This is a genomic window from Duganella paludis, from assembly GCF_054461335.1.
In genome coordinates, this window is the sequence record NZ_CM136922.1 from 1203713 (window position 1) to 1225412 (window position 21700).

Here is a 21700-nt window from a genome sequence, read left to right on the forward strand (position 1 = left end):
TCTTCTCAATCAATAAGCCAGGCCGAGGCGGACATGCAGGCGGTCGGCGCCGGAGCGCAGCGTGGCCCCGGCCTTGACGACATGGCCGTAGTCCAGTTGCAGGTTCACATAGGTCGACAGCACAAAGCGCGCACCGACGCCAACGCTGGCGATGGACGTGCTTTCGAGTTCGCCCGGCAGCGCCTTGTTGCGGCGCACGTAGGCGGTATCGTAGAAGCCCAGCAGGCGGCAGTTCCAGTTGGCGCGCGTGCACAGGTTGGGCGTGTAGGCCTCCAGATTGGCGCCGAGGCCGGAATCGTTGGAGATTTCACGCTCCAGGAAACCGCGCACCGAGGTGGCGCCGCCGGCGCCGAACTGCTCGCCGGGAATCAGCGCGTCCGGCGAGTACTGGCCGTTGACGATGGCGCGCAACTGCCATTCGTTGCTCAGCGCGCGCGTGATGCTGCCGCCCACGCGCACGATGGTGTAGTCGGCCTTGGCGCCGGTGCGTGCCAAGGTGAAGGCGTCCTGGCTGCCGTTGGAGCCGCCCGAGATATTGCGCAACAGCGTCACCTGGCCGCCCATCTCCCCTTGCTTAAACGGCGTGCTGGCCTGGTAGCTGATGCTGACCGGATGCACAGTGACGTTGTTGCCGAGTTCCGTGCCCAGCAGCTGCACGCTGTTCTTGAACGCTTTCACGTCCAAGCCGTAGGTCAGGCGCGAGTCGATGTCGCCGCGCTTGGCCAGCGCCTGGTTGTAGCGCGCGCCGTAAACCGCGCCCTTGCCGCTGACGGCCAGGTTGAAGGCGCCGGCGCTGACGTTGCCCGAATCGACGTTCGAATAGCTGGCGAAGAAGTCCAGCGAGTCGCCGCTCTGGTACAGCGGGATATGGTAGCCGGCGCCATACACTTTGACGCGGCCCGGCTCTTCCGCCGAGGTGGTGTATTGCAGCGACGCCAGGTGGTCGCGGCCGAACAGGTTGGCGTTCTGCAGCACCACGCCGACGTGGGTCTTGCCGGTGGACGAAGTGCCGGTGTTGTCGGCGTTGGCCAGCACCTTCCATGGCGACTCGTCCTTGACGTCCAGCACGGCGTCAACTTCATCGTCCTTCTCGCCGCTTTGCAGCTTCATGGTGATCTGCTTGGATGGATTCTCGTTGCCCTGCTTCAGGTTGGCCGAGACGGCCTTCAGGTTCGGCGATTTGCCTTCCTGCAGCGAAGGCAAGCTGCGGCGGATATTGGCTTCGTCGAAATAGCGGTTGTTCTTGACCGTCACGCGGCCGATCTTGGTCTCCACCACGCGCAACACCACCACGCCGCCATTCAGTTCCTGTTCCGGCAATTCAATCGTGACGACGTTATAGCCGCGCTGATGATAGACTGCCTCCAACGCTTCCAGTGCGCGCTGCACGTCGCCGAAATCGCGCTGCTTGCCGCTGTAGCGGGCCAGCAGAGTGTCGATCTCGGCTTGCGACAACAGCGTGTTGCCCCTGACTTCGAAGCGGGCAATTTCAAAGCGGATGGCGCTGTCATCAGGCGCTTGCGCCCACGCCGAGGCAACGGCGACGGCAAGAACGGAACCTGCGAGCAGGCGCGTTAGGCTATATCTCATTTTTTTTGGACTCGTGGTGTTAATCTAGATTTATTGTTATTTTACAATAACAATCTTTCCCCGATGCTAGCATAGCCATCAAGCGCTGAGAGCGATCCAGCGGCGATCTTTCCGCGCACTGCGGCAAGTGTTGGATTTCTGCCTTATACCGCCTTCATGATTGCAGTTTCGCCACCTATTTGGTGTCGAAAGTAGTGACGCCGTCCCAGTCCGCACCCGGCGGATGGTCGCGGAAATAGGCGATGCGCTCGACATACAACTGGTACAGGCCGCGCTGCGGCGACAAGGATTGCAGCTCGGCCAGGATGGCCGAGGCCTCGTCCCAGCGCTGCCCGCGCACGCCGGCCAGCGCCTCGTGCCAGCGCTGCACCTCGGCGCTGGTGGCGGCGTCGGTATCCTGCACCAGCGCCACCGGTTCGAAGATCGCCACCGGCTCATTCTTGCCCTTCACCCGCACCAGGTCCAGTTCGCGGTAAGTGAATTCCGGCGCCGATGCGCGGGTGGTCTCGCCCACCGCGATGCCCACACCATAAACCTTGGTGATGCCTTCCAGGCGCGAGCCGAGGTTGACGGCGTCGCCCATCACCGTATAGGCGCGGCGGATGTTGGAGCCCATGTCGCCCACGTGCATCATGCCGGTGTTGAGGCCGATGCCGATCTTCAGCTCCGGCCAGCCGCGCGCCAGGAAGTCCTGGTTCAGGCGCTTGGCGCTGGCCTGCATCAGCAGCGAGGTGGCGACGCCACGGCTGGCGTGGTCGTTGAACGCCACCGGCGCGCCCCAGAACGCCATCACGGCGTCGCCGATGTACTTGTCCAGCGTGCCCTGGTGGGCGCTGCGGATGTCTTCCGACATGGCCGTCAGGTACAGGTTGATGTATTCGCGCAGCGCCTTCGGCGTCAGGCCTTCGGAGATGGTGGTGAAGCCGCGCACGTCGACGAACATGACGGTCAGCTCGCGGCTTTCGCCGTCCATATTGTATTTTTCCGGATCTTCGGCCATTTCGGCCACCAGTTCGGGCGCCACGTATTCGCCGAAGCGCGACACCAGCGCCGCGCCCTTGCGCACCTCGAAGAAATAGCCCCAGGCGACATTGACGACGAACACGCTGGCGATCACGATCACCAGCATGGCCAGATTAAAAATCAAATCCTGCTCGGCGTACTGGTAATAATTGAAGCCGACGGCGGCGGCCAGCACCGCCACGCCCAGCAAAATGGCGCGCAACGGCGACAGCGCCGCCAGCGCAAAGCTCAGCGCCAGGCCGACCAGCAGGATCTCGCCGGCCTCGGCCACGAAAGCCCAGTACGGACGGGACTTGAAGCGGTTGTCGAGGATGGAGCGGATCATGTTGGCGTGGATTTCCACCCCCGGATATTCCGGGTTGACCGGCGTGGCCCGCAAGTCGACCAGGCCCGGCGCGGTGGTGCCGATCAGCACCACCGTGCCTTTCAGCAGCTCCACCGGTGCGCGGCTGGTCAGCACGTCGGCCGCCGACACATAGCGGAACGAGCCGCCGTGCGGGCCGCCGACGCCACGGTATTGCACCACCGTGCTCATCGCCTCGCCGACCGGGATCAGGCGCTGCTTTTTTCCCGGCAGCAGAATGGTCAGGTAATCGTAGCCGCCGCTGTCGAGCTGCGACTGCGACAGTTCGTCGACGTTCTCGGCCAGCAGCGGCTTGACCGCCAGTGCGTTCAGGTACAGCGATGCCGTCGCCAGCGACAGCGACGGGTAATAGTCGTCGCCGACCTGCTGGATCAGGTAGGCGGTGCGGACGATGCCGTCCGGATCGGTCACCACCGAGAAGCTGCCGGCGCCAGCCGCCGCCTGCGTCAGCACCGGCACGTTGGCTTCGTAGCCGGGGGCGTTGTAGGCGGTCAGCTCGCGGCCGTTGAGGTCGGCCTCGGAGAACAGCGGCTTGGGCAGCGCGCCCTTGATCTGGTCGGGCGACAGGTTGAAGCCGAGGATCACCTGCTTGCCTTCCAGCGCGCTGGCGAACACGCCGTCGTAGTCCATCTGCGGCTTGAGTTCATCAAGGCGCTGGCGCAGCGCCGGCACGTCCTTCAACGTGGTTTTGGACAGCTTGTCCAGCACGCTGAAACCGGAACTGGTGTCCGGCTCGGGGAACGAGATATCGTAGCCGACCGCCTTGACCTGATAGTGGTTGGTCAGCTGCGAGATCAGGCTGGCCTGGACGTTGCGGCTCCACGGAAAGCGGCCGAACTCGGTCAGCGACTTGCCGTCGATGTCGACGATGACGATGCGCTTGTCCAGCACCGGCGCCTGCAGTTTCATGCGTTCGCCGGCCCACAGGTTGTCGAGGCGGGCCACGGTGTTGTTGCCGAACCAGGCCAGCGCATAGGCGACGCCGATGAAGGTGATCAGCATGCCCAGCAGCCAGCGCGGGCCGTACTTGAGCAGGACCTTGGTCCATTTCGCAGGCAGCAAGCGCATCAGGGCGTGTAGCCTGGAATCTTGGCTTCGTCGATGAAGTCGATCTGCTTCTCGTCCATATTCTTATGGGCGAATTCCATGTAGATCTTCTTGCGGATGAAGATATCGAACAGGTCCGGATCGATGTGGCCGTTGAGCGCGAAGTTGCCCAGGATGCGCAGCGACTCGGTCAGCATCTTGCCCTTCTTGTACGGCCGGTCCTTGGCGGTCAACGCCTCGAAGATGTCGGCGATCGCCATCACCCGCGCCTGCACCGACATCTGCTCCTTGGTAAGGCCGCGCGGATAGCCCTTGCCGTCCATGCGCTCGTGGTGGCCGCCGGCGTATTCGGGCACGTTCTTCAGGTGCTTGGGCCACGGCAGCGCCTCCAGCATCTTGATGCTCATGACGATGTGGTTGTTGATTTCCTTGCGCTCGGCGTCGGTCAGGGTGCCGAACTTGATGGTCAGGTTCATCAGCTCGTTGTCGTCGAGGAAGTCGCGCTCGACGCCGTCCGGGCCGGTCCAGCGATGCTTGCCGATCACCTTGACGCGTTCCTGGTCTTCCGGCTTCATGCCCTCGCCGCCGACGTTGGCCACGCGGATGAACTCGCGCTCGGCGCGCAGCGCGGCCTGTTGCTGCGCCAGTTCCTCGTCGATGACGGCGGCGTTGGCGCCCGGCTCGAGCTTGCGCTTGAGCGCGGCGATCTCGGCGTCGCGCAGCAGCACCTCGAAGCGGGTGTCGATCACGGCGATGCGGTCGAAGATGGTTTCCAGCTTGGTGGCCTTGTCCACCACGTGCACCGGGGTGGTGATCTTGCCGCAGTCGTGCAGCAGGCCGGCCAGCCACAATTCCTTGCGGTCGGCGTCGCTCATGCGGAAATCGGCCATCGGGCCGCTGTCCGTCTCGTGCACGGCCTCGGCCAGCATCATGGTCAGTTCCGGCACGAACTGGCAGTGGCGGCCGGTGTATGGCGACTTTTCGTCGATACCGATGTTGATCAGGTTGACCAGCGATTCCAGCAGTTCTTCCAGCTGGAAAATCAGGCGCTGGTGCGTCAGCGCCACCGCCGCCTGCGCGGCCAGGGCTTCGATGAAGCGCTGGTCGGTCTGGGTGAAGGCGCGGATCTCGCCGGTTTCGGTGTCCTTGGCGTTGATCAGCTGCAGCACGCCCACCAGTTCGCCTTCGTGGTCGCTCATCGGCACCGTCAGGAAGGACTGCGAATGGTAGCCGCGCAGCTGGTCGAACTTGACCATGCCGGAGAAGTTGAAGACGTCGGCCTTGTACACATCCTCGATGTTGACCGACAGGCCGAAGTGGGCCGCGTAGGCCGCCACCGCCGACAGATTCTTCTCGCCCTTGTCGTCGTACAGCGCCACGCCGCCGCTCGGCGCTTCAGTGCCGGAGCCGCCTTGGTGGGTGTTGAGCGTGTCGTTGATGAGGATGTGGAAATTCAGTTGCTGCTTGTCCTCGCTGGGACGGTACAGTGTGCCGCCATCGGCATTGGTCATGCCCTTGGCGACCAGCAGGATACGCTCCAGCAAGGAATCGGTATCGTGATTGCTGCCCAGCTGGACGCTGAGTTCGGTCAGCTGGTCCAGGCGCTGGGAGATTTGGATTTGATTCAACTCTTGCATGGTTGTTATTCTTGACAACGTTTTGGACGAGGCACAAACAGTGCGCGACTCGCAAGCGCAGTTAGGGAGTGTAGCTCCAGCGCAAGCTGTTGTACATAAGGAAATTGCCTATGCGACGAATTTGCATCGGCTTTTCCCTCTTGGCAGAAAAAAAAGCTATCATCGGCTGTAGATAAGCGGGCAACAAACAACAAATCACAACAACAATAAGAGCACATCAGGGATCCGTCGTATGAAATTCAAATTTTGGGGAGTTCGTGGTTCCATCCCGTCCCCCGGCCCGCGCACGGCGCGCTACGGTGGCAACACCACCTGCATCGAAGTTCGCACCGACGACGACACCCTGATAGTCATCGACGGCGGCACCGGCATTTTTTCGCTGGCGCAGTCGCTGATCCAGGATAAATCCAAGCCGATCCACGCCAACATCTTCATCACGCACAGCCACTGGGACCACATCCACGGCCTGCCCTTCTTCACGCCGCTGTTCATCCGTGGCAGCCGCGTGCGCCTGCACGGCGTGACCGACCCGGTGACCGGCAACGGCATCGAACACGTGATGGGCGTGCAACTGCAGAACAGCTATTTCCCGGTCAGCGAAACCCAGATGGACGCCACCATCGAGTACCGCACACTGGAAGTGGACCAGCCCATCGCGGTGGGCGACGCGGTGGTCAGCAACGTGGTGATGAACCACCCGGTGACCGACCTCGGCTACCGCATCGAATGCAACGGCCGCTCGGTGTTTTTCACTGGCGACCACGAGCCGCACTACAACATCCACCCGGCCGACCATCCGGAACACGCCGACTACGGCCTATGGATCGAACAGCGCAGCGCCGCCATCGACGCCGTCGTGCTAGGCGTGGACGCGCTGATCGTCGACTGCTCCTACACGCGCGAGGAATATCCGGCCAAGCAGGGCTGGGGCCACGGCACCTTCGACTCGGCGTTCGCCTTGGCGCTGCGCACCGGCGCCAAGGCGCTATACTGCACCCATCACGAACCGACGCGCAGCGACGATGAACTCGAAGCCGTGTTTGCCGACGTCATGGCGCGCCACGCCCCCTTGCTGGGCGATTTGCAGGTCTTCCTGGCTTACGAAGGCATGGAAGTGACTCTGACGTAGCCCACCTAGCGGAGCGATCATGAATGACGCCGGCGTACGACCAAGTGATGTCGATCTGCGGCTGGCGTTCTTTCAAAAGCTGCAAACCGTCACCACGAAAATCCACGCCACCAGCAACCTGGACGAGATCATGCTCGACCTGGGCATGGAATTCTGCGACCTGTTCAACTGCGACCGCTTCACCCTGTACGCGATGGACGTGCAGAAGGACTACATCGTCTCCAAGGTCAAGACCGGCCTGACTTCCTTCCGCGACCTGAAACTGGCGATCACCCCGGCCAGCATCGCCGGCTACGTGGCGCTGACGCGCAAGACCGTCAACCTGGCCGACGTCTACGACCAGGCCGAGCTGGGACGCTATTCGCCCGAGCTGCGCTTCCAGCAGGGCGTCGACCAGCGCACCGGCTACCGCACCAAGCAGATGCTGGTGGCGCCGCTGATCTCGGTGCAATCGCGCGAGCTGCTCGGCGTGGTCCAGTTCATCAATAACCGCGACCGCGTCCCCTTCTCCAGCATCGCCGAGGACGGCGTCAGGGAGCTGTGCGAAACCTTGTCGGTGGCGTTTTCGCAGCGCATGAAGCCACCGCAGATGGTACGCACCAAGTATGACGGGCTGGTGACAGCGGCGCTGATCTCGGCCCAGGAACTGGAGCAGGCCACGCGCAGCGCCCGCGCCCGCGAGCTCGACATCGAGGACGTGCTGATCGAGGAATACGAGATCAAGCCGGCCGCCATCGGCGTGTCGCTGGAAAAGCATTTCGGCGTGCCGTACGAGCACTTCCGTGCGGACCGGCTGAAGCCGGTGGAGCTGCTGAAGAATCTGAAACGCCAGTACGTGGAGGAATCGGGCTGGCTCCCGCTGGAGGATGGCAAGGACGGCCTGCTGGTGGCGGCACTGGACCCGGAGCGGGTGGCGCACACCCACATCGTCGAGCAGATCTTCCCGCGCGCCAAGGCGCTGCTGCGCGTGACCAGCCAGCGCGAGTTCCGGCAGATGGTGGAGCTGTACTACGGGCATGGCGACAGCGGCAGCGTCGGCGACCTGCTGTCCGGCATGGACGACGTCTATGACGAGGATGGCGAAGGCGGCTCCGGCGAGCTATCGGAGGCGGTGGAGAATGAGCTGGTCAAGCTGCTCAACAAGATCATCATGGACGCCTATCGCCAGGGCGTGTCGGACATCCACATCGAGCCGCTGCCGGGCAAGGGCAAGACCGGCATCCGCTTCCGCAAGGACGGCACGTTGGTGCCCTACATCGAAATCCCGGCCAGCTACCGGGCGGCGCTGGTGGCGCGCGTGAAGATTATGTGCGACCTCGACATCTCCGAGCGCCGCAAGCCGCAGGACGGCAAGATCAAGTTCAAGAAATACGGCCCGCTCGACATCGAGTTACGGGTGGCGACCATTCCCTCATCGGGCGGCGTGGAAGACATCGTGATGCGGATCCTGGCGGCCGGCGAACCGATCCCGCTCGACAAGCTGGGCGTGCTGCCGTTCAACCTGGAGCGGCTGCGCGCCACGGTGAGCAAGCCTTACGGCCTGTTCTTCGTCTGCGGTCCGACCGGCTCCGGCAAGACCACCACGTTGCACTCGGTGCTGAACTACCTGAACACGCCCGACACCAAGATCTGGACCGCCGAAGACCCGGTCGAGATCACGCAAAAAGGCCTGCGGCAGGTGCAGGTGAACCGCAAGGCCGGGCTCGATTTCGCCACCGTGATGCGGGCGTTTCTGCGCGCCGATCCGGACATCATCATGGTCGGCGAGATGCGCGACAAGGAAACCGTCAGCATGGGCATCGAAGCCTCGCTGACCGGCCACCTGGTGTTCTCCACACTGCACACCAACAGCGCGCCGGAATCGATCGTGCGGCTGCTGGACATGGGCATGGACCCGTTCAATTTTTCCGACGCGCTGCTGGGCATCCTGGCGCAACGCCTGGCCAAGCGCCTGTGCGGCAAGTGCAAACAAGCCTACGAACCGTCGGCGGAAGAACTAGATGCACTGCTAGGAGAATATTGCGAAGAACTGCTGGACCAGCCCACCGTGCTGGCGCGCTGGCGCCAGCAGTACACCAAGGACGGCAAGTTCACGCTGTACCGCGCGGTGGGCTGCGACGACTGCACCAAGGGCTACCGTGGCCGCGTCGGCCTGCATGAACTGATGATCGGCACCGACAAGATCAAGAAGCTGCTACAGGAACACGCCCGCGTCGCTCAACTGCTGGCCGCCGCGCTGGAAGACGGCATGCTGACCCTGAAAATGGACGGCATCGAAAAGGTTCTTTTAGGGATCACCGACATCAAAATGGTGCGGGCGGTGTGCATCAAGTGATACGCTGTACATTGAACAGCAAGCGCTGTATTATCAACAGCACTCATTGTTGATCGAGCTTGCCATGAATATCTCCATGTTTGCAGAACTCTTTGGCGGAGCATCACGCTTCCGCGCGTTACGATGTCTGTTCGAAGAGCCTGAACGAATCTTCGGGCTGCGTGAACTCGCTGCGGAGGCTGAAGTGGATTCGGGCAATCTGAGCCGCTGGTTGCAGCGCTGGAGTAAAGTTGGCTTGGTACAGCAGCCAGAGAAAGCCCGCTATCGCGCTTCGAAAGACCCCGCGCTTCAACCACTCGCGCAGCTTTTCCAGCAATCCAGCGCAATGATTACGCAAATCAAAGAATTGCTCACCGAACTGCAAGGCGTAGATGCCGCAGCCATATTCGGCTCCGTGGCTCGCCATCAACAAACCGCAGGCAGCGATGTCGATATTCTGGTTATTGGCGACATCTCTGAGATCCGGATAAACGCCTTGTTGCAGCCGTTGGAACGCCAATTCGCGCGCGCATTTAACGCCTCGGTTTTTTCCAGATCAACAATCAGTCAATTGCTGGATCAAGAGGACGAGTTCATTGCTACACTGCTCAGCGGTCCCACCCTCGTCTTGAAGGGAAATCCGCATGGCTTTTCAACCCTTGGCAACATTAAGAAAGAAGTCCGACACACCGCTGGCTCCACAAGCGACTAATAAAATTCAGGTCCACCAATGGCTCCGTACCAGCAGCGAGCAACTGGCAGATGCCAAACGGGCCGAGAACTCCTTTAGCACGCGCATGGAAGCAGCCTACGATGTCGTATTTCTTACTGCACTAGCAGTGGTTTCGGCCTGCGGGTACCGCGTTACTTCCAAGCCAGGCCACCATGAAGTTACGCTTGAAGGCGCATGTTGTGCAATAGGCTTATCGGTGCATCGATACGATGAAATCGAGTCCATGCGTCGATGGCGCAATCGAAAATACGGCGGGACATTGGCCACGCGGGCAGACGTAGACGATGCGATTTTGATCGCGGAAAAATTCCATCGGGATGCCATAGATTGGCTCACGCAGCAACACCCGCTGCTGCTACATCCCTGACGCTCTCACCGGAAAGATGGCAGGCATCGAGAAAGTGCGTTTTGGGATCACCGACATCAAGATGGTGCGGGCGGTGTGCATCAAGTAGCCGCGCGGCTTGCTGCGGCGGTCGGCCAGGGCGCGCAGTCGCGCCAAGCCGGCTTTCAGGTTGAACGAGCGGCCGGCCAGCATGGCGCCGACCAGCTCGGTGGCCAGCGCGATCGACGGCGCGGCGGCGCTTTGCGAGCTGTACGGCAGTACCAGGCGATAGCGTCCGGCCATGCGCGGCACCACGCCGACGAAGGCCAGAGTAACCTCGTTCAGCGCCAGACGGCGCAGTTCGATGGCGGTTTGCTGCAGCAGTTCGATGATGACAGGCACCTCGTCCGCGCGGCGGCCCACCAGGCCGTGCAGGCGACGCAGGCCGGGCAAGGCGGCGTACAGCCGGTGTTGCAGTTGTTCGGTTTGTTCCGGAGTCACCGGCTCAAGTTCAACGATGCTCAACAGGCAAGGTTGGGTAGAGTAACGGTTGCCGCTCTCCAGGTAGCGTTGATCTATGATTTTCATGGCAGCCATTGTGCCGCTTGCGGAGCCCGTCCGTAAGCAGCATCCGCCGCAAGGTTTTGTAAGACCAGACTTACAGCTGCTTCTCGAAACACACGGCCAAAGGATTGCCGATGTACTTGCCGTAGTTGGCGATGCGGCGGTAGCCGCGCGCCTCGTAGAAGTCAACCGCGCGGCGGTTGACCAGGCGCGTCTCCAGCCAGACGGCCTGATAGCCGCAAATGACCGCCTCGGCCTCCAGGAAGCGCAGCAAGGCGCTGCCGACGCCGCTGGTGCCGTGGCGTGCATACATGCGCTTGATCTCGGCCACGCCCGGCTCCAGCGGCCGGAAGGCGCCGCAACCGAGCGCCGCGCCGCTGTCGTCGCGCGCCACCACGAAACAAGCCATCGGCCCGCGCACATCCTCGACATCGAACGACGACCTGCCGCCGTCGCCGGTGATGGCCTCCAGCGCCGTCGACAACTCCGCCATCAACGCAACCGAATCGGCCGAGCCCGGATCTTCCGCTGCAAGTTGGATATCGTTGGTCATGGCAGGCTCTCCAGAATGGGAGTCCTATTGTAGAGCAAGTTTGCCGGTGAACATCGCCGCCATGGCGGTCACGTCGCGGCCGACGCCACGGTAGCCGATGAAACGGCTGGCTTCGTCGAACATCGGTTCGCCGCTCACTTGCAGGTATTGGACCACGCCCGAGGCGGCGGTCCGGCTGTAGACGAAGTCCAGGAAAGGCTTGCGCTCGGAAATGTTCGATTCCAGCAGCGCGCGTTCGGTCACGTTCCAGCCGCCGGTGTCCTTGCCGCCGATGCCCACCATGTCGGCCACCGGGCCGGACCAGTTGGTGAGGTTGCCTTCGGCATCCTGCTCCCAATACCAGTCGGTCGACAGTTCGGCAAAGCGCTGGAAGCGCGCTTCGCTCGCGCGCAACTGCGCCGTGCGCTCCAGCACCGTATGTTCGAGCTGCTGGTTGTGACGATCCAGCTTGCGGTGCAGCAGCCGCACTTCCAGCATGTTGTGGATGCGCGTTTCAACCTCCACCAGATCAAACGGCTTGCCGATGAAGTCCCTGGCGCCGGCCTGCAGCGCGCGCAGCTTGTGGTTGGGCTGGGCGGTGATGACCAGCGCCGGCACGTAGCCGTCCGGCTCCACGTCCTTAAGCGACTCCAGCACGGCAAAACCGTCCATGCCGGGCATCTGCAAATCGAGCAGGATCAGGTCGTAGTGGTTGCGCTGGTGCAGGCCGCAGACCGTGTACGGATCCATGGTGCTGCTGACATTGGTGTAGCCACCTTTTCTCAGCACTTGCTCCAGCAACATGACGTTGGCTTCCTGGTCGTCGACGATCAGAATGGCCGCCTGCAGTAGTTCGGTTGGGGCGATCACGATGGAACTCCTGTGTGCTTCTCGGCGAACTCCAGCGCCAGGTCCAGCGCGCGCATGAATTCGACCACATTGATCGGTTTGGTCAGATAGCGGAAGAACCCGGCCTCCAGCCCTTTTTCGATATCGCGCGGCATGGCGTTGGCCGACAAGGCCAGCACCGGAATGGCCGTCATCGACGGATCGTCGCGCAGCATCTTCAGGCAGCCGAAACCGCTCACGCCCGGCAGGTTGATGTCCATCAGGATCACGTCCGGATGATAGGTGCGCGCCAGCTGGATGCCGGTGTGGCCGTCGATGGCGGTCAACAACTTCAGATCGCTGCGGCGCAGGATCAGCTGCTCCACCAGCGCTAAATTGGCCGGATTGTCCTCGATGTAGAGCAAGGTCCGCAGCGACGCGGCCTCCGACGTGCCCGGCGACACCATGCCGTCGAAATCGGCCATCTCCAGCACCGGCTCTTCGCTGGCCACCAGCTCCACCCAGAAGGTGGTGCCGACGCCGACCGTGCTGTGCACGCCGATGCTGCCGCCCATCAGCTCGACCAACTGCTTGGTCACCACCAGGCCGATGCCGGTGCCCTCCTCGGCGCCATCCTCCTGACCCAGGCGGTTGAACGGCTGGAACAGGTTTTCCACTTGCTCCGGCGGCAGGCCGGCGCCGTTGTCGGTCACGCTGATGCGCACCGTGCCGGGACGCTCCTCGCTGCACTCCACTATCACCATGCCGCCACGGCGGTTGTACTTGATGGCGTTGGACAGCAGGTTGATCATCACCTGCTTCACGCGCGTGCGGTCCGCATGCACGAAGTACGGCCGGTTCAGGCTCGGCATAGTCAGGCGGATACCGCGCTTGTCGGCCTGCGGGCCTATCATCGCCTGGCAATCCTTGAGCACTTCCGTCAGCCCCATGGACTCCTGCGACATCAGCACCTTGCCCGATTCGATCATGGCCAGGTCGAGGATCTCGTTAATCAGTTGCAGCAGATACCAGCCGCCCTTCAGGATCTGATCGAGCGAGCGCTGCTGCGACGGGCCTGGCGGCGGATTATCGGAAGCCAGCAACTGCGCGAAGCCCAGCACCGCGTTCAGCGGCGTGCGCAACTCGTGGCTCATGCTGGACAGGAAATCGGACTTGGCGTGATTGGCCTTCTCGGCCGCCGCGCGCGCCGCTTCCAGCGCCACGTTGGTGTCCTGCAGCGCCAGTTGCTGTTCGCGCAGGCGCTGGTCCAGCAAAGCCTGTTCCGCCTCGACCTGCTTGCGCGCCGTGTTGTCCGTGCCCATCAGCAGGTAGCCGATCACCTTCTCCTGCGCATCGCGCAGCGCGCTGACCGAGACGATGGCCGGGAAACGGCTGCCGTCCTTGCGGACATAGGTCAGCTCGTAAATATCCTCGATGCCGCGCGACGCCTTGAACACCAGGGCCTCGAAGCCCGGCCGGATGGTCACGCCCGCCTCCAGGCTAAGGGCGGCGGCGCGCGCAATGATCTCCTGCGCATCGGAGATGCCGGCCGGGGTGATCTGGTTCACCACTTCGGCGGCGCTGTAGCCCAGCATGCGCTCGGCGCCGACGTTGAAGATCTGGATCACGCCCTGCGCATCGGTGGCGATGCTGGAGAAATTGGCGCTATTGTGGATGGCCAGCTGCAGCGCGTCGGCCTTGAGCAGCGTGCTTTCCGGGATGTGAACGGATTTCATTTGATTCCCTGGCGTTGGCGTACGTCTGACATCAGGCGCGCGAATTCATTTTTCACTACGTCGTAGCATTCGCAGACGTCCATCTCCAGCCCGGCGCGGTCGAGTACCGAGATGTGGCCGCGACGGCAACTGATGTAACCCTGGCTTTGCAGGCGGCCGGCAGCCACCGTCACGCCTTCGCGGCGCACGCCGAGCATGTTGGAGATCAGTTCCTGGGTCATGGTCAGCTCGCTGGTCGGCAAGCGGTCCAGCGTCTGCAGCAACCAGCGGCACAGCTGCTGGTCGAGCGTGTGATGGCGGTTGCAAATGGCGGTTTGCGACATCTGCGTGATGAGCGCTTGCGTGTAGCGCAGCAGCAGGCGCATCACCGGCCCGGCGCGGTTGAACTCCTCCATCAGGATGTGCGACTTCAGGCGGTAGCCGTGACCGGCCGTCTGCACCACCGCGCGGCTAGGCGTGGTGTTACCGCCCATGAACAGCGAGATGCCGAGGATGCCCTCGTTGCCGACGCCGGCTATCTCGGACGAACTGCCGTTCTCCAGCACGTAGTGCAGCGAGACGATGGCGGAGGTCGGGAAATAAACGTGATTGAGCTTGCCGCCGGATTCATACAGCACATCGCCGAGGCGCATCATGATCGGATCGAGGTGCGGCGACAGCCGCTCGAACTCGGCATCGAGCAGCGCGGCGAGCAGGTGGTTTTGATTGGGGTCGTTGAGACGCATGGAAACAATCGTTGTTCCAGTCGTCAACTAGGTGTGCGGCAGAGACGGCAAACGATGACCGTGTCGCAGGGTAACACACACTGCCTCCACCCATCGCTAAATGTGCGATTCCGGCCGCTACAGTGCGGCGTCGGCCAGCAACTGCGGCCTTAGCGCGCGCATGCGCAGCTCGCTGAAGTAGCCGCCTGCTTCGGTGTAGCGCAGGTAGTGGCGGCCACACTTCCCGCAGCGCGCGACATGGCTGCGGTTGTACGGATAGTAGCGCGGCGCGATGGGCGCGTCGTCGCTGTCGATGCGCGTGCCGGCCGGATGGAACTCGTCGAAGGTAGGCTCGGCAAACGGATCCTCGACCAGGGTCGCCACTTCCTCGAACTGATCCAGCTCCAGGCTCAAAGGCACCGCCTGCCAAGCCAGCAGCGCCGCATCATCGCAGCTGCAAGGCGCAGCCACCGCCGCCGACTCCTCCGCCAACTGCTTCAAACCCGCAAAATCGATTGCCATCCTGATCCACCCTTAAAGACGATTTCTGATTCTACTGCAATCCAGATCAAGTCATCTGCAGGTGAACCAACCTATATTGGAGACTCCCTCATCAAGCGCGCACTTATGGAACTGAGAATCCTGACATGGTTATTCCCGTTGTTGATGGCTGTGCTTGAGTTCTTGTTGCGCGCCAGTGCAAGCGGCAAAGATCCATATGAATTTATCGGGCCGACAATCGGCGGTGCAGCATTAGGCATGCTTTTGCCATTCACACGCGTCAAGATTTCGCACGAGCCGGCCGATCAGAATTCCGTCCAAACCAATACCGGCAAGGTGTATATGAGCGATCATCACTGGGCGCAAAGCATTAATATCTTGCTGTGGGTCGGGCTAACGGCGTGGGCCACTAGTCTGTATCTGGGAATTCATCATGGAAGCCCGTATTTTCCCAATGTGGATGGGGTGCGAACCTCTATTTTGATTGGACTTATACTTTGGTTATGCGCAGTCGGAGTGGATTTTCTGCGGGGAGGAAAGCCATGAGCTGGGAGATATTGGGGCAGGCATTCGCCATGTTGGGTCTCGCGCTCATCGTCACCACAACGCTGAGCATCGTGCTACCGGTCATTCGCGACCGCTATTTTCCGTACAAGCCGGAAGACGACTACACCTTTTACATCAAGGCCAAGGGCGGCAAAAAGGCAGTCGTCGTGTTGCCACCCGATATGCCAGAGGCAGAACAGCAAGACACCATGCGACGCGCTTACGCGCAACTCGGGCTCCCGCCGCAAGCACATTACCGGGTTCCCATGCCAAGCCACACCGCGAACCTATGGGAGCTTCGCCGCCACACCACCAGGTTGTTCAAAGCCGATCAAGCGCAAGCCATCGCCATCCCCTCCGAGATCGCGTATGAGCAGCCAGACATCGAGCTGGACATCCAGCGCGTGGGCGACGAACTGCGCATCCGGCCGCATCAGCGGGCGTAAAAAAGGGAGCCGAAGCTCCCTTTTGATTTACATGATGTGGTGTCCGATCCACCAGGCGATGGCGGCCACGAAGGCCGAGGCCGGAATGGTGAAGATCCAGGCCCAGACGATGTTGCCCGCCACGCCCCAGCGCACCGCCGACATCTTCTGCGCCGAACCGACGCCGACGATGGCGCCGGTGATGGTGTGCGTGGTCGATACCGGCACGCCCAGCGCGGTCGCGGTGAACAGCGTGATGGCGCCGCCGGTCTCGGCGCAGAAGCCGCCCACCGGTTTGAGCTTGGTGATCTTCTGGCCCATGGTCTTGACGATGCGCCAGCCGCCGAACAGCGTGCCGAACGAGATCGCCGTGTAGCACGACACGATCACCCACAGCGGCGGCTCGGCTTCGCCGGCGCTCGAGTAACCGGCGGCGATCAGCAGCATCCAGATGATGCCGATGGTCTTTTGCGCGTCATTGCCGCCGTGGCCCAGGCTGTACGATGCGGCCGACAGCAGCTGCAGGCGGCGGAACCATTTGTCGACCCGGCGCGGCGTCGAGCGCACGAAGACCCACGATACCAGCAACATCATCAGCGAACCGAAGATGAAGCCCAGCAGCGGCGACAGGACGATGAACACCACCGTCTTGATCAGGCCGGCCGAGATCAGCGCACCGGTGCCGCTCTTGGCGACGGCCGCGCCCACCAGGCCGCCGATCAGCGCGTGCGAGGACGACGATGGAATGCCGTAGTACCAGGTGAAGATGTTCCAGACGATGGCGCCGACCAGCGCGCCGAAGATCACGTACTGGTCCACCACCCCGGGATCGATGGTGCCCTTGCCCACCGTGGCGGCCACGGTCAGCTGGTGGAACACGAAGATCGCGACGAAGTTGAAGACGGCCGCCATGGCGACGGCGGTTTGCGGCTTGAGCACGCCGGTCGAGACCACGGTGGCGATCGCGTTGGCGGCATCGTGGAAGCCGTTCATGAAGTCAAATATCAGCGCCAGGAAAATCAATCCGCCCAGCACGTAGATACTGATTTGTAGGGTATGCATGTCAGATCAGTCTTTTTATTATCAGGCGTTTTCGACGATGATGCCTTCGATGATGTTGGCCACATCCTCGCAACGGTCGGTCACGGTTTCCAGGATTTCGTAGATGGCCTTCATCTTGATCAGGTTGCGCACGTCCGGTTCGTCGCGGAACAGCTTGGACATGGCGGCGCGCATCACGTGGTCGGCGTCCGATTCCAGGCGGTCGATCTCTTCGCAGATGGCGACGATCTGGCGCGAGTTGTCCATGTTGTGCAGCAGGGCCACGGCTTCCTTGACCTTCTCGGCGCAGGCCAGCACCAGTTCGGCCAGGCGCTTGGCTTCCGGCGTGACCGAGTGCAGGTCGTACAGCGACACGGTCTGGGCCGCGTCTTCCAGCAGGTCGAGGATGTCGTCCTGGCGGGTGATCAGCTTGTGGATGTCGTCGCGGTCGATCGGGGTGATGAAGGTTTTGTGCAGCAGGTCGACGGTCTGGTAGGTGATCTTGTCGGCTTGTTTCTCGATGCTTTCGATCGCGTGCACGCGATTTTCCAGGTCATCGAAATTGGACATCAGGCCCACCATCTCTTTTGCGCCTTTGACGCACAGCTCGGCGTGCTGATTAAACAGGTCAAAGAATTTGCCCTCGGTGGGCATCAAGCGTCCAAACATAATTTCTCCGTTTATTGATTACTGCTGAGCGCCGGTGGGGGTGGCCCGTCCGGCGTAAAGATTAGTCGCCCTGGTAAACAGCCAAATTACCAGAGTAGTTGCCAAACTTGGTGTACTGGCCGATCCAGGTCAGGCGTACCGCGCCGATCGGACCGTTACGCTGCTTACCGATAATGATCTCGGCCGTTCCCTTATCGGGCGAGTCGGCGTTGTAGACCTCGTCGCGATACAGGAAGATGATGACGTCGGCATCCTGCTCGATAGCGCCGGATTCGCGCAGGTCGGACATGACGGGACGTTTGTTGGGGCGTTGTTCCAGCGAGCGGTTCAGCTGCGACAGCGCGATCACCGGGCAGCCCAGCTCCTTGGCCAGGCCCTTCAATGATCGGGAGATCTCGGAGATCTCGGAGGCGCGGTTGTCGCCCGCCTTGGAACCCTGCATCAGCTGCAGGTAGTCGACGATGATCAAGCCGAGCTTGCCGCACTGGCGCGCCAGGCGGCGCGCGCGGGCGCGCATCTCGATCGGGTTCAGCGCCGGGGTTTCGTCGATGAACAACTGGGCGTCGTTCATCTTCTGGATGGCGTGCGTCAGGCGCGGCCAATCCTCATCGTTCAAGCGGCCGGTGCGCAGGCGGTGCTGGTCGAGCTGGCCGACCGAACCCAGCATACGCATCGCCAGCTGGGTGCCGCCCATCTCCATCGAGAAGATCGCCACCGGCAAACCGGCTTCGATGGCAACGTTTTCGCCGATGTTAACCGAGAATGCGGTCTTGCCCATGGAAGGACGGCCGGCCACGATGACCAGGTCGCCGCCCTGCAGGCCGGAGGTCATGCGGTCGAGGTCGATGAAGCCGGTCGGCACGCCGGTGATCTCGGACTGGTTGTCGCGCGAATACAGCTCGTCGATGCGCTCGACCACCTGGGTCAGCAGCGGCTGCACCGCCAGCCAGCCGGCGGCGCCACGGGCGCCCTGCTCGGCGATGGCGAAGATGCGCGATTCGGCTTCGTCCAGAATTTCCTTGGTTTCCTTGCCCTGCGGGCTGAAGGCCTGGCCGGAAATATCGTCGGCCACGGTGATCAGCTGGCGCAGCACCGAGCGGTCGCGCACGATCTCGGCATAGCGGCGGATATTGGCCGCCGACGGCGTGTTCTGCGCCATCGCGTTCAGGTAGGTCAGGCCGCCGACGTCGTCGGCCTTGCCCAGCTGGGTCAGGTTTTCAAACACCGTGATCACGTCGGCCGGCTTGGACGCGTTGATCATCCGGACGATCTGCTCGAAGATGATACGGTGATCGTAGCGGTAGAAGTCTTCCGGCTGCATCATGTCCGCAATGCGGTCGAACGCCGAGTTATCGCGCAGCAAGCCGCCAATGACGGATTGTTCTGCTTCGATAGAGTGCGGCGGGACGCGGAGCGAGTCGAGTTGCGGGTCGGAGGGGACGTTCATGGCGCGAATTATACCTGCTTGCCGGAGCCAGATTACAAGTTTATGACAAGAAAAAAGCCGGGGATAAGCCCGGCTTTTTCAAGGGTGTTGCTCAACCAGACAGGCGTTGCCGCCCGGTCTAGTCTTAGGCAGCTTCGCCTACTACAGCAACGGTTACTTCTACCACCACGTCGGTGTGCAGAGCAACGCTTACTGGGAACTCGCCAGTGGTCTTCAGAGGACCGGTTGGCAGACGTACCGAAGCTTTTTCAACGGCGAAACCAGCTTTGCTCAGGGCTTCAGCGATGTCGAAGTTGGTTACCGAGCCGAACAGACGGCCGTCAACACCAGCTTTTTGCGAAACGGTCACGGTCATGCCGTTCAGTTTCTCGCCTTGGGCTTGAGCGGCGGCCAGCTTGGCGGCAGCAGCTTTTTCCAGTTCAGCGCGCTTGACTTCGAATTCCTCGATGGCAGCTGCGGTAGCGCGGCGGGCCATTTTTTGTGGAATCAGGAAGTTACGTGCGTAGCCGTCTTTAACTTTAACGACTTCACCCAGGTTGCCCAGATTGACAACTTTTTCCAACAGAATGATTTGCATAGTTCTTCTCCAGTTACTCTGCCGCGATTAAGCGTTGTGCAGATCGGTGTACGGCAGCAGGGCCAGATAGCGAGCGCGCTTGATTGCGGTGTCAACTTGACGCTGGTAGTGCGCCTTGGTGCCGGTCAGACGTGCTGGCATGATTTTGCCGTTTTCCTGGACGAAGTCTTTCAGGGTGTCTACGTCTTTGTAGTCCACTTGTTCTACGTTTGCAGCGGTGAAGCGGCAGAACTTCTTACGCTTGAACAGTGGGTTTTGTTGCTTGCGCTTTTCTTTCAGCTTGAGCTTGTTTTTGTCGAACTTTTTACCGAATGCCATTTTAGGCTCCTGTATTTAAATTGAGCTGTCTGTGACAGCACTAAAATCAATGATGTGAAACACCAGACTTCTGCTATTGCGGCTTTTCTTGTTGAGGAAACCGGAGAACTGGTACAAGCCTCCCAGTGGCGCCTGGCTGAACCGGCTTGAAATCTCGCCCGCGGCAATCGCGGACACTTCAAACTCGGACAAGCGGGCGATGCCTGCCTCCATCTGCTGCGACCGGTGCTGGAGTACAGCATTCACGATCGGCATACCGGCCGGGGTGTAACGAATTGCATCCCGTTCGGTGATGAGGGCGACAAACTGGAGCTGGTTCAGCTCGGTTCCTTCTCAGAACAATTAAGCGGCAGGAGCAGCAGCGGCAGCTTCTGCGCGATGCGATTTCGCTGCATCTTCGCGTTGTACCGACTTCATCATAGGCGAAGGAGCGGTTTCGGCTTTCTTCAGCTTGACGGTCAGGTGACGCAGAACGGCGTCATTGAATTTGAATGCGGTTTCCAGCTCGACCAGGGTCTCGTTGTCGCACTCGATGTTCAGGCAGATGTAGTGTGCTTTCGCCAGTTTCTGGATCGAGTAAGCCATCTGACGACGGCCCCAATCTTCAACACGGTGAACGGCGCCGCCGCGGGTCGTTACGGTGGTTTTGTAACGCTCGATCATTGCGGGCACTTGCTCGCTCTGGTCCGGATGGACGATAAATACGATTTCGTAGTGACGCATGTATAACTCCCTTAAGGACTTGTGAATATAGCCCACCCTGGCGTCAAGACAGGTGTGGGAAGAGGTAAGCCCGCGACTATATCAGCTTTTCAAGCGGAACGCCAGCCCGGCGTTGTCGATGCTACAGTCCGGTTTTGATTGCATTGACGACAGGATTGACCATGAAGCCACACTTCCTTTTGCTTGCCGCGTTGACCACTCTGCCCGCCTTGGCCGCCGACTACCCAGCCATCAAGACCAAGGCCTACAGCACGCCGCAACTGCTGTTCGCGCTGCGCACCGACACCCAAACCCTGGCACGGCTGACGCCGGTGGCCGACCCGAGCCACGACTTCACGCCCGGCCCGCGCGAAGAGGAGCGCCAGTTCGACGGCTACCGCCACCTTGGCGACCTCAGCCTCAAGCTGCGCGTGGGCGGCGGCGACTGGCAAAGCTGGACTTCGTATGCGCAGCGCAAACCGGTGCGCGTGCTGCCGGCGGTGCGTGTTCTGGCAGCCGCCGACCTCACGCCGACCATGGGCGCCGGCCTGCCGTTGACGGTGGAGCGCCGCTGGCTCAACGACAAGGGCACGCTGGTGCTGCGCTACACGCTGATCAACCGCGGCAAGCAGGCGGTGGAGGTGGCAGAGGCCGGCATGCCGATGGTGTTCGACTTCGGCAGCAACAGCGTCAAGCCGCATCCGGGCGACCGTGGCTATGCCGACGTCGCGCGGCTGGAAGGCGTGCCGCTGGCGCTGCGCGTGGCGCCTGACGGCAAGACGCCCCTTACCAGCTGGCAGCCGCCCGCCGAACAGCGCGCCGCCGGCGAAGACTACGCCAGCTGGGTCACCGGCGGCTTCACGCTCAAGCCGGGCGCGAGGCGCGACATCGGCCTGCGCTTCACGGTCCGCCCGAATGGCGCTACGAGATAACGGCCAACAGTTTTTT

23 protein-coding genes are annotated in these 21700 nt (G+C 61.7%); 7 read left to right on the forward strand and 16 right to left on the reverse strand.

Annotated elements, in window-relative coordinates; all coding sequences use genetic code 11:
• Positions 1-9 precede the first annotated feature (9 nt).
• The 3 genes from ACXZ1M_RS05430 to ACXZ1M_RS05440 all read right to left on the reverse strand — a co-directional run bounded on the left by ACXZ1M_RS05430 (position 10) and on the right by ACXZ1M_RS05440 (position 5661).
• Positions 10-1590, reverse strand: coding sequence for a ShlB/FhaC/HecB family hemolysin secretion/activation protein (locus tag ACXZ1M_RS05430; protein WP_459052171.1), 1581 nt, complete (start codon positions 1588-1590; stop codon positions 10-12).
• A gap of 175 nt (positions 1591-1765) precedes the next feature.
• Positions 1766-4045, reverse strand: a complete 2280-nt coding sequence (locus ACXZ1M_RS05435) for a CHASE2 domain-containing protein (RefSeq protein ID WP_459052172.1) — start codon at positions 4043-4045, stop codon at positions 1766-1768.
• Positions 4045-5661, reverse strand: coding sequence for an HD domain-containing phosphohydrolase (locus ACXZ1M_RS05440; RefSeq protein WP_459052173.1), 1617 nt, complete (start codon positions 5659-5661; stop codon positions 4045-4047). The genes ACXZ1M_RS05435 and ACXZ1M_RS05440 overlap by 1 nt, the downstream gene beginning before the upstream one ends.
• A 232-nt stretch (positions 5662-5893) precedes the next feature.
• On the opposite strand from ACXZ1M_RS05440, the gene ACXZ1M_RS05445 reads away from it, so the two are divergent.
• The 4 genes from ACXZ1M_RS05445 (at position 5894) to ACXZ1M_RS05460 (ending at position 10204) form a co-directional block, all read left to right on the forward strand.
• A complete protein-coding gene (locus ACXZ1M_RS05445; RefSeq protein ID WP_459052174.1) occupies positions 5894-6790 on the forward strand; it encodes an MBL fold metallo-hydrolase in 897 nt (298 codons plus the stop codon).
• Between the two features lie 19 nt (positions 6791-6809).
• A complete protein-coding gene (locus ACXZ1M_RS05450) occupies positions 6810-9125 on the forward strand; it encodes an ATPase, T2SS/T4P/T4SS family (RefSeq protein ID WP_459052175.1) in 2316 nt (771 codons plus the stop codon).
• Positions 9126-9189: 64 nt separating this feature from the next.
• Positions 9190-9816 carry a nucleotidyltransferase family protein gene (locus tag ACXZ1M_RS05455; protein WP_459052176.1) on the forward strand — a complete coding sequence of 209 codons (627 nt, stop codon included), beginning with the start codon at positions 9190-9192 and terminating at the stop codon, positions 9814-9816.
• A complete protein-coding gene (locus tag ACXZ1M_RS05460) occupies positions 9749-10204 on the forward strand; it encodes a hypothetical protein (RefSeq protein WP_459052177.1) in 456 nt (151 codons plus the stop codon). Before ACXZ1M_RS05455 ends, ACXZ1M_RS05460 begins: the two co-directional genes overlap by 68 nt.
• On the opposite strand, the gene ACXZ1M_RS05465 is transcribed toward ACXZ1M_RS05460, so the two are convergent.
• The 6 genes from ACXZ1M_RS05465 to ACXZ1M_RS05490 form a co-directional block, all read right to left on the reverse strand.
• Positions 10193-10750, reverse strand: coding sequence for a hypothetical protein (locus tag ACXZ1M_RS05465; RefSeq protein ID WP_459052178.1), 558 nt, complete (start codon positions 10748-10750; stop codon positions 10193-10195). The two genes, ACXZ1M_RS05460 and ACXZ1M_RS05465, sit on opposite strands and share 12 nt — an antisense overlap.
• Positions 10751-10820: 70 nt before the next feature.
• Complete coding sequence (locus ACXZ1M_RS05470) at positions 10821-11279, reverse strand: GNAT family N-acetyltransferase (RefSeq protein ID WP_459052179.1); 459 nt, start codon at positions 11277-11279, stop codon at positions 10821-10823.
• A gap of 24 nt (positions 11280-11303) precedes the next feature.
• Entirely contained in the window at positions 11304-12128 is an 825-nt protein-coding gene (locus ACXZ1M_RS05475) for a response regulator (RefSeq protein WP_459052180.1), read from the reverse strand.
• Positions 12125-13822, reverse strand: a complete 1698-nt coding sequence (locus ACXZ1M_RS05480) for an ATP-binding response regulator (protein ID WP_459052181.1) — start codon at positions 13820-13822, stop codon at positions 12125-12127. The genes ACXZ1M_RS05475 and ACXZ1M_RS05480 overlap by 4 nt, the downstream gene beginning before the upstream one ends.
• Positions 13819-14547: a Crp/Fnr family transcriptional regulator gene (locus ACXZ1M_RS05485; RefSeq protein ID WP_459052182.1), complete on the reverse strand. Its 729-nt coding sequence runs from the start codon at positions 14545-14547 to the stop codon at positions 13819-13821. The genes ACXZ1M_RS05480 and ACXZ1M_RS05485 overlap by 4 nt, the downstream gene beginning before the upstream one ends.
• A 117-nt stretch (positions 14548-14664) precedes the next feature.
• Positions 14665-15048 carry a hypothetical protein gene (locus tag ACXZ1M_RS05490; RefSeq protein WP_459052183.1) on the reverse strand — a complete coding sequence of 128 codons (384 nt, stop codon included), beginning with the start codon at positions 15046-15048 and terminating at the stop codon, positions 14665-14667.
• A 105-nt stretch (positions 15049-15153) separates the two neighbouring features.
• Between ACXZ1M_RS05490 and ACXZ1M_RS05495 the strand changes: the two genes are divergently transcribed.
• Positions 15154-15573 (forward strand): hypothetical protein, encoded by a 420-nt coding sequence (locus ACXZ1M_RS05495; protein WP_459052184.1) that lies wholly within the window; start codon positions 15154-15156, stop codon positions 15571-15573.
• Positions 15570-16019: an AbrB/MazE/SpoVT family DNA-binding domain-containing protein gene (locus tag ACXZ1M_RS05500; RefSeq protein ID WP_459052185.1), complete on the forward strand. Its 450-nt coding sequence runs from the start codon at positions 15570-15572 to the stop codon at positions 16017-16019. The genes ACXZ1M_RS05495 and ACXZ1M_RS05500 overlap by 4 nt, the downstream gene beginning before the upstream one ends.
• Positions 16020-16046: 27 nt before the next feature.
• Here ACXZ1M_RS05500 and ACXZ1M_RS05505 read toward each other — a convergent pair whose 3' ends face one another.
• The 7 genes from ACXZ1M_RS05505 to rpsF all read right to left on the reverse strand — a co-directional run bounded on the left by ACXZ1M_RS05505 (position 16047) and on the right by rpsF (position 20773).
• Positions 16047-17060, reverse strand: a complete 1014-nt coding sequence (locus tag ACXZ1M_RS05505) for an inorganic phosphate transporter (protein ID WP_459052186.1) — start codon at positions 17058-17060, stop codon at positions 16047-16049.
• 21 nt (positions 17061-17081) lie between these two features.
• The gene (locus ACXZ1M_RS05510; RefSeq protein WP_161075949.1) at positions 17082-17708 is read right to left on the reverse strand and encodes a DUF47 domain-containing protein; all 627 of its coding nucleotides are present in this window, start codon (positions 17706-17708) and stop codon (positions 17082-17084) included.
• Positions 17709-17769: 61 nt separating this feature from the next.
• A complete protein-coding gene (locus tag ACXZ1M_RS05515; protein ID WP_459052187.1) occupies positions 17770-19155 on the reverse strand; it encodes a replicative DNA helicase in 1386 nt (461 codons plus the stop codon).
• A 124-nt stretch (positions 19156-19279) separates the two neighbouring features.
• A complete protein-coding gene (rplI, locus tag ACXZ1M_RS05520; protein WP_373988316.1) occupies positions 19280-19732 on the reverse strand; it encodes a 50S ribosomal protein L9 in 453 nt (150 codons plus the stop codon).
• A 27-nt stretch (positions 19733-19759) separates the two neighbouring features.
• Positions 19760-20050: a 30S ribosomal protein S18 gene (gene rpsR, locus ACXZ1M_RS05525; RefSeq protein ID WP_154373712.1), complete on the reverse strand. Its 291-nt coding sequence runs from the start codon at positions 20048-20050 to the stop codon at positions 19760-19762.
• A gap of 15 nt (positions 20051-20065) precedes the next feature.
• Positions 20066-20371: a primosomal replication protein N gene (gene priB / locus ACXZ1M_RS05530; RefSeq protein ID WP_373992155.1), complete on the reverse strand. Its 306-nt coding sequence runs from the start codon at positions 20369-20371 to the stop codon at positions 20066-20068.
• A gap of 21 nt (positions 20372-20392) precedes the next feature.
• Complete coding sequence (gene rpsF / locus ACXZ1M_RS05535) at positions 20393-20773, reverse strand: 30S ribosomal protein S6 (protein ID WP_459052188.1); 381 nt, start codon at positions 20771-20773, stop codon at positions 20393-20395.
• A gap of 161 nt (positions 20774-20934) precedes the next feature.
• On the opposite strand from rpsF, the gene ACXZ1M_RS05540 reads away from it, so the two are divergent.
• Positions 20935-21684, forward strand: coding sequence for a DUF5695 domain-containing protein (locus tag ACXZ1M_RS05540; RefSeq protein WP_459052189.1), 750 nt, complete (start codon positions 20935-20937; stop codon positions 21682-21684).
• Positions 21685-21700: the final 16 nt, after the last annotated feature.

Coding starts and splice junctions, on each gene's coding strand:
- ACXZ1M_RS05500 (WP_459052185.1), top strand. CDS start 15,570: ATGAGCTGGGAGATATTGGGGCAGGCATTCGCCATGTTGGGTCTCGCG.
- ACXZ1M_RS05515 (WP_459052187.1), bottom strand. CDS start 19,155: ATGAACGTCCCCTCCGACCCGCAACTCGACTCGCTCCGCGTCCCGCCG.
- ACXZ1M_RS05430 (WP_459052171.1), bottom strand. CDS start 1,590: ATGAGATATAGCCTAACGCGCCTGCTCGCAGGTTCCGTTCTTGCCGTC.
- ACXZ1M_RS05510 (WP_161075949.1), bottom strand. CDS start 17,708: ATGTTTGGACGCTTGATGCCCACCGAGGGCAAATTCTTTGACCTGTTT.
- rpsR (WP_154373712.1), bottom strand. CDS start 20,050: ATGGCATTCGGTAAAAAGTTCGACAAAAACAAGCTCAAGCTGAAAGAA.
- ACXZ1M_RS05505 (WP_459052186.1), bottom strand. CDS start 17,060: ATGCATACCCTACAAATCAGTATCTACGTGCTGGGCGGATTGATTTTC.
- ACXZ1M_RS05470 (WP_459052179.1), bottom strand. CDS start 11,279: ATGACCAACGATATCCAACTTGCAGCGGAAGATCCGGGCTCGGCCGAT.
- ACXZ1M_RS05490 (WP_459052183.1), bottom strand. CDS start 15,048: ATGGCAATCGATTTTGCGGGTTTGAAGCAGTTGGCGGAGGAGTCGGCG.
- ACXZ1M_RS05465 (WP_459052178.1), bottom strand. CDS start 10,750: ATGAAAATCATAGATCAACGCTACCTGGAGAGCGGCAACCGTTACTCT.
- ACXZ1M_RS05440 (WP_459052173.1), bottom strand. CDS start 5,661: ATGCAAGAGTTGAATCAAATCCAAATCTCCCAGCGCCTGGACCAGCTG.
- ACXZ1M_RS05540 (WP_459052189.1), top strand. CDS start 20,935: ATGAAGCCACACTTCCTTTTGCTTGCCGCGTTGACCACTCTGCCCGCC.
- ACXZ1M_RS05445 (WP_459052174.1), top strand. CDS start 5,894: ATGAAATTCAAATTTTGGGGAGTTCGTGGTTCCATCCCGTCCCCCGGC.
- ACXZ1M_RS05460 (WP_459052177.1), top strand. CDS start 9,749: ATGGCTTTTCAACCCTTGGCAACATTAAGAAAGAAGTCCGACACACCG.
- ACXZ1M_RS05485 (WP_459052182.1), bottom strand. CDS start 14,547: ATGCGTCTCAACGACCCCAATCAAAACCACCTGCTCGCCGCGCTGCTC.
- ACXZ1M_RS05450 (WP_459052175.1), top strand. CDS start 6,810: ATGAATGACGCCGGCGTACGACCAAGTGATGTCGATCTGCGGCTGGCG.
- rplI (WP_373988316.1), bottom strand. CDS start 19,732: ATGCAAATCATTCTGTTGGAAAAAGTTGTCAATCTGGGCAACCTGGGT.
- ACXZ1M_RS05480 (WP_459052181.1), bottom strand. CDS start 13,822: ATGAAATCCGTTCACATCCCGGAAAGCACGCTGCTCAAGGCCGACGCG.
- ACXZ1M_RS05435 (WP_459052172.1), bottom strand. CDS start 4,045: ATGCGCTTGCTGCCTGCGAAATGGACCAAGGTCCTGCTCAAGTACGGC.
- ACXZ1M_RS05455 (WP_459052176.1), top strand. CDS start 9,190: ATGAATATCTCCATGTTTGCAGAACTCTTTGGCGGAGCATCACGCTTC.
- ACXZ1M_RS05495 (WP_459052184.1), top strand. CDS start 15,154: ATGGAACTGAGAATCCTGACATGGTTATTCCCGTTGTTGATGGCTGTG.
- rpsF (WP_459052188.1), bottom strand. CDS start 20,773: ATGCGTCACTACGAAATCGTATTTATCGTCCATCCGGACCAGAGCGAG.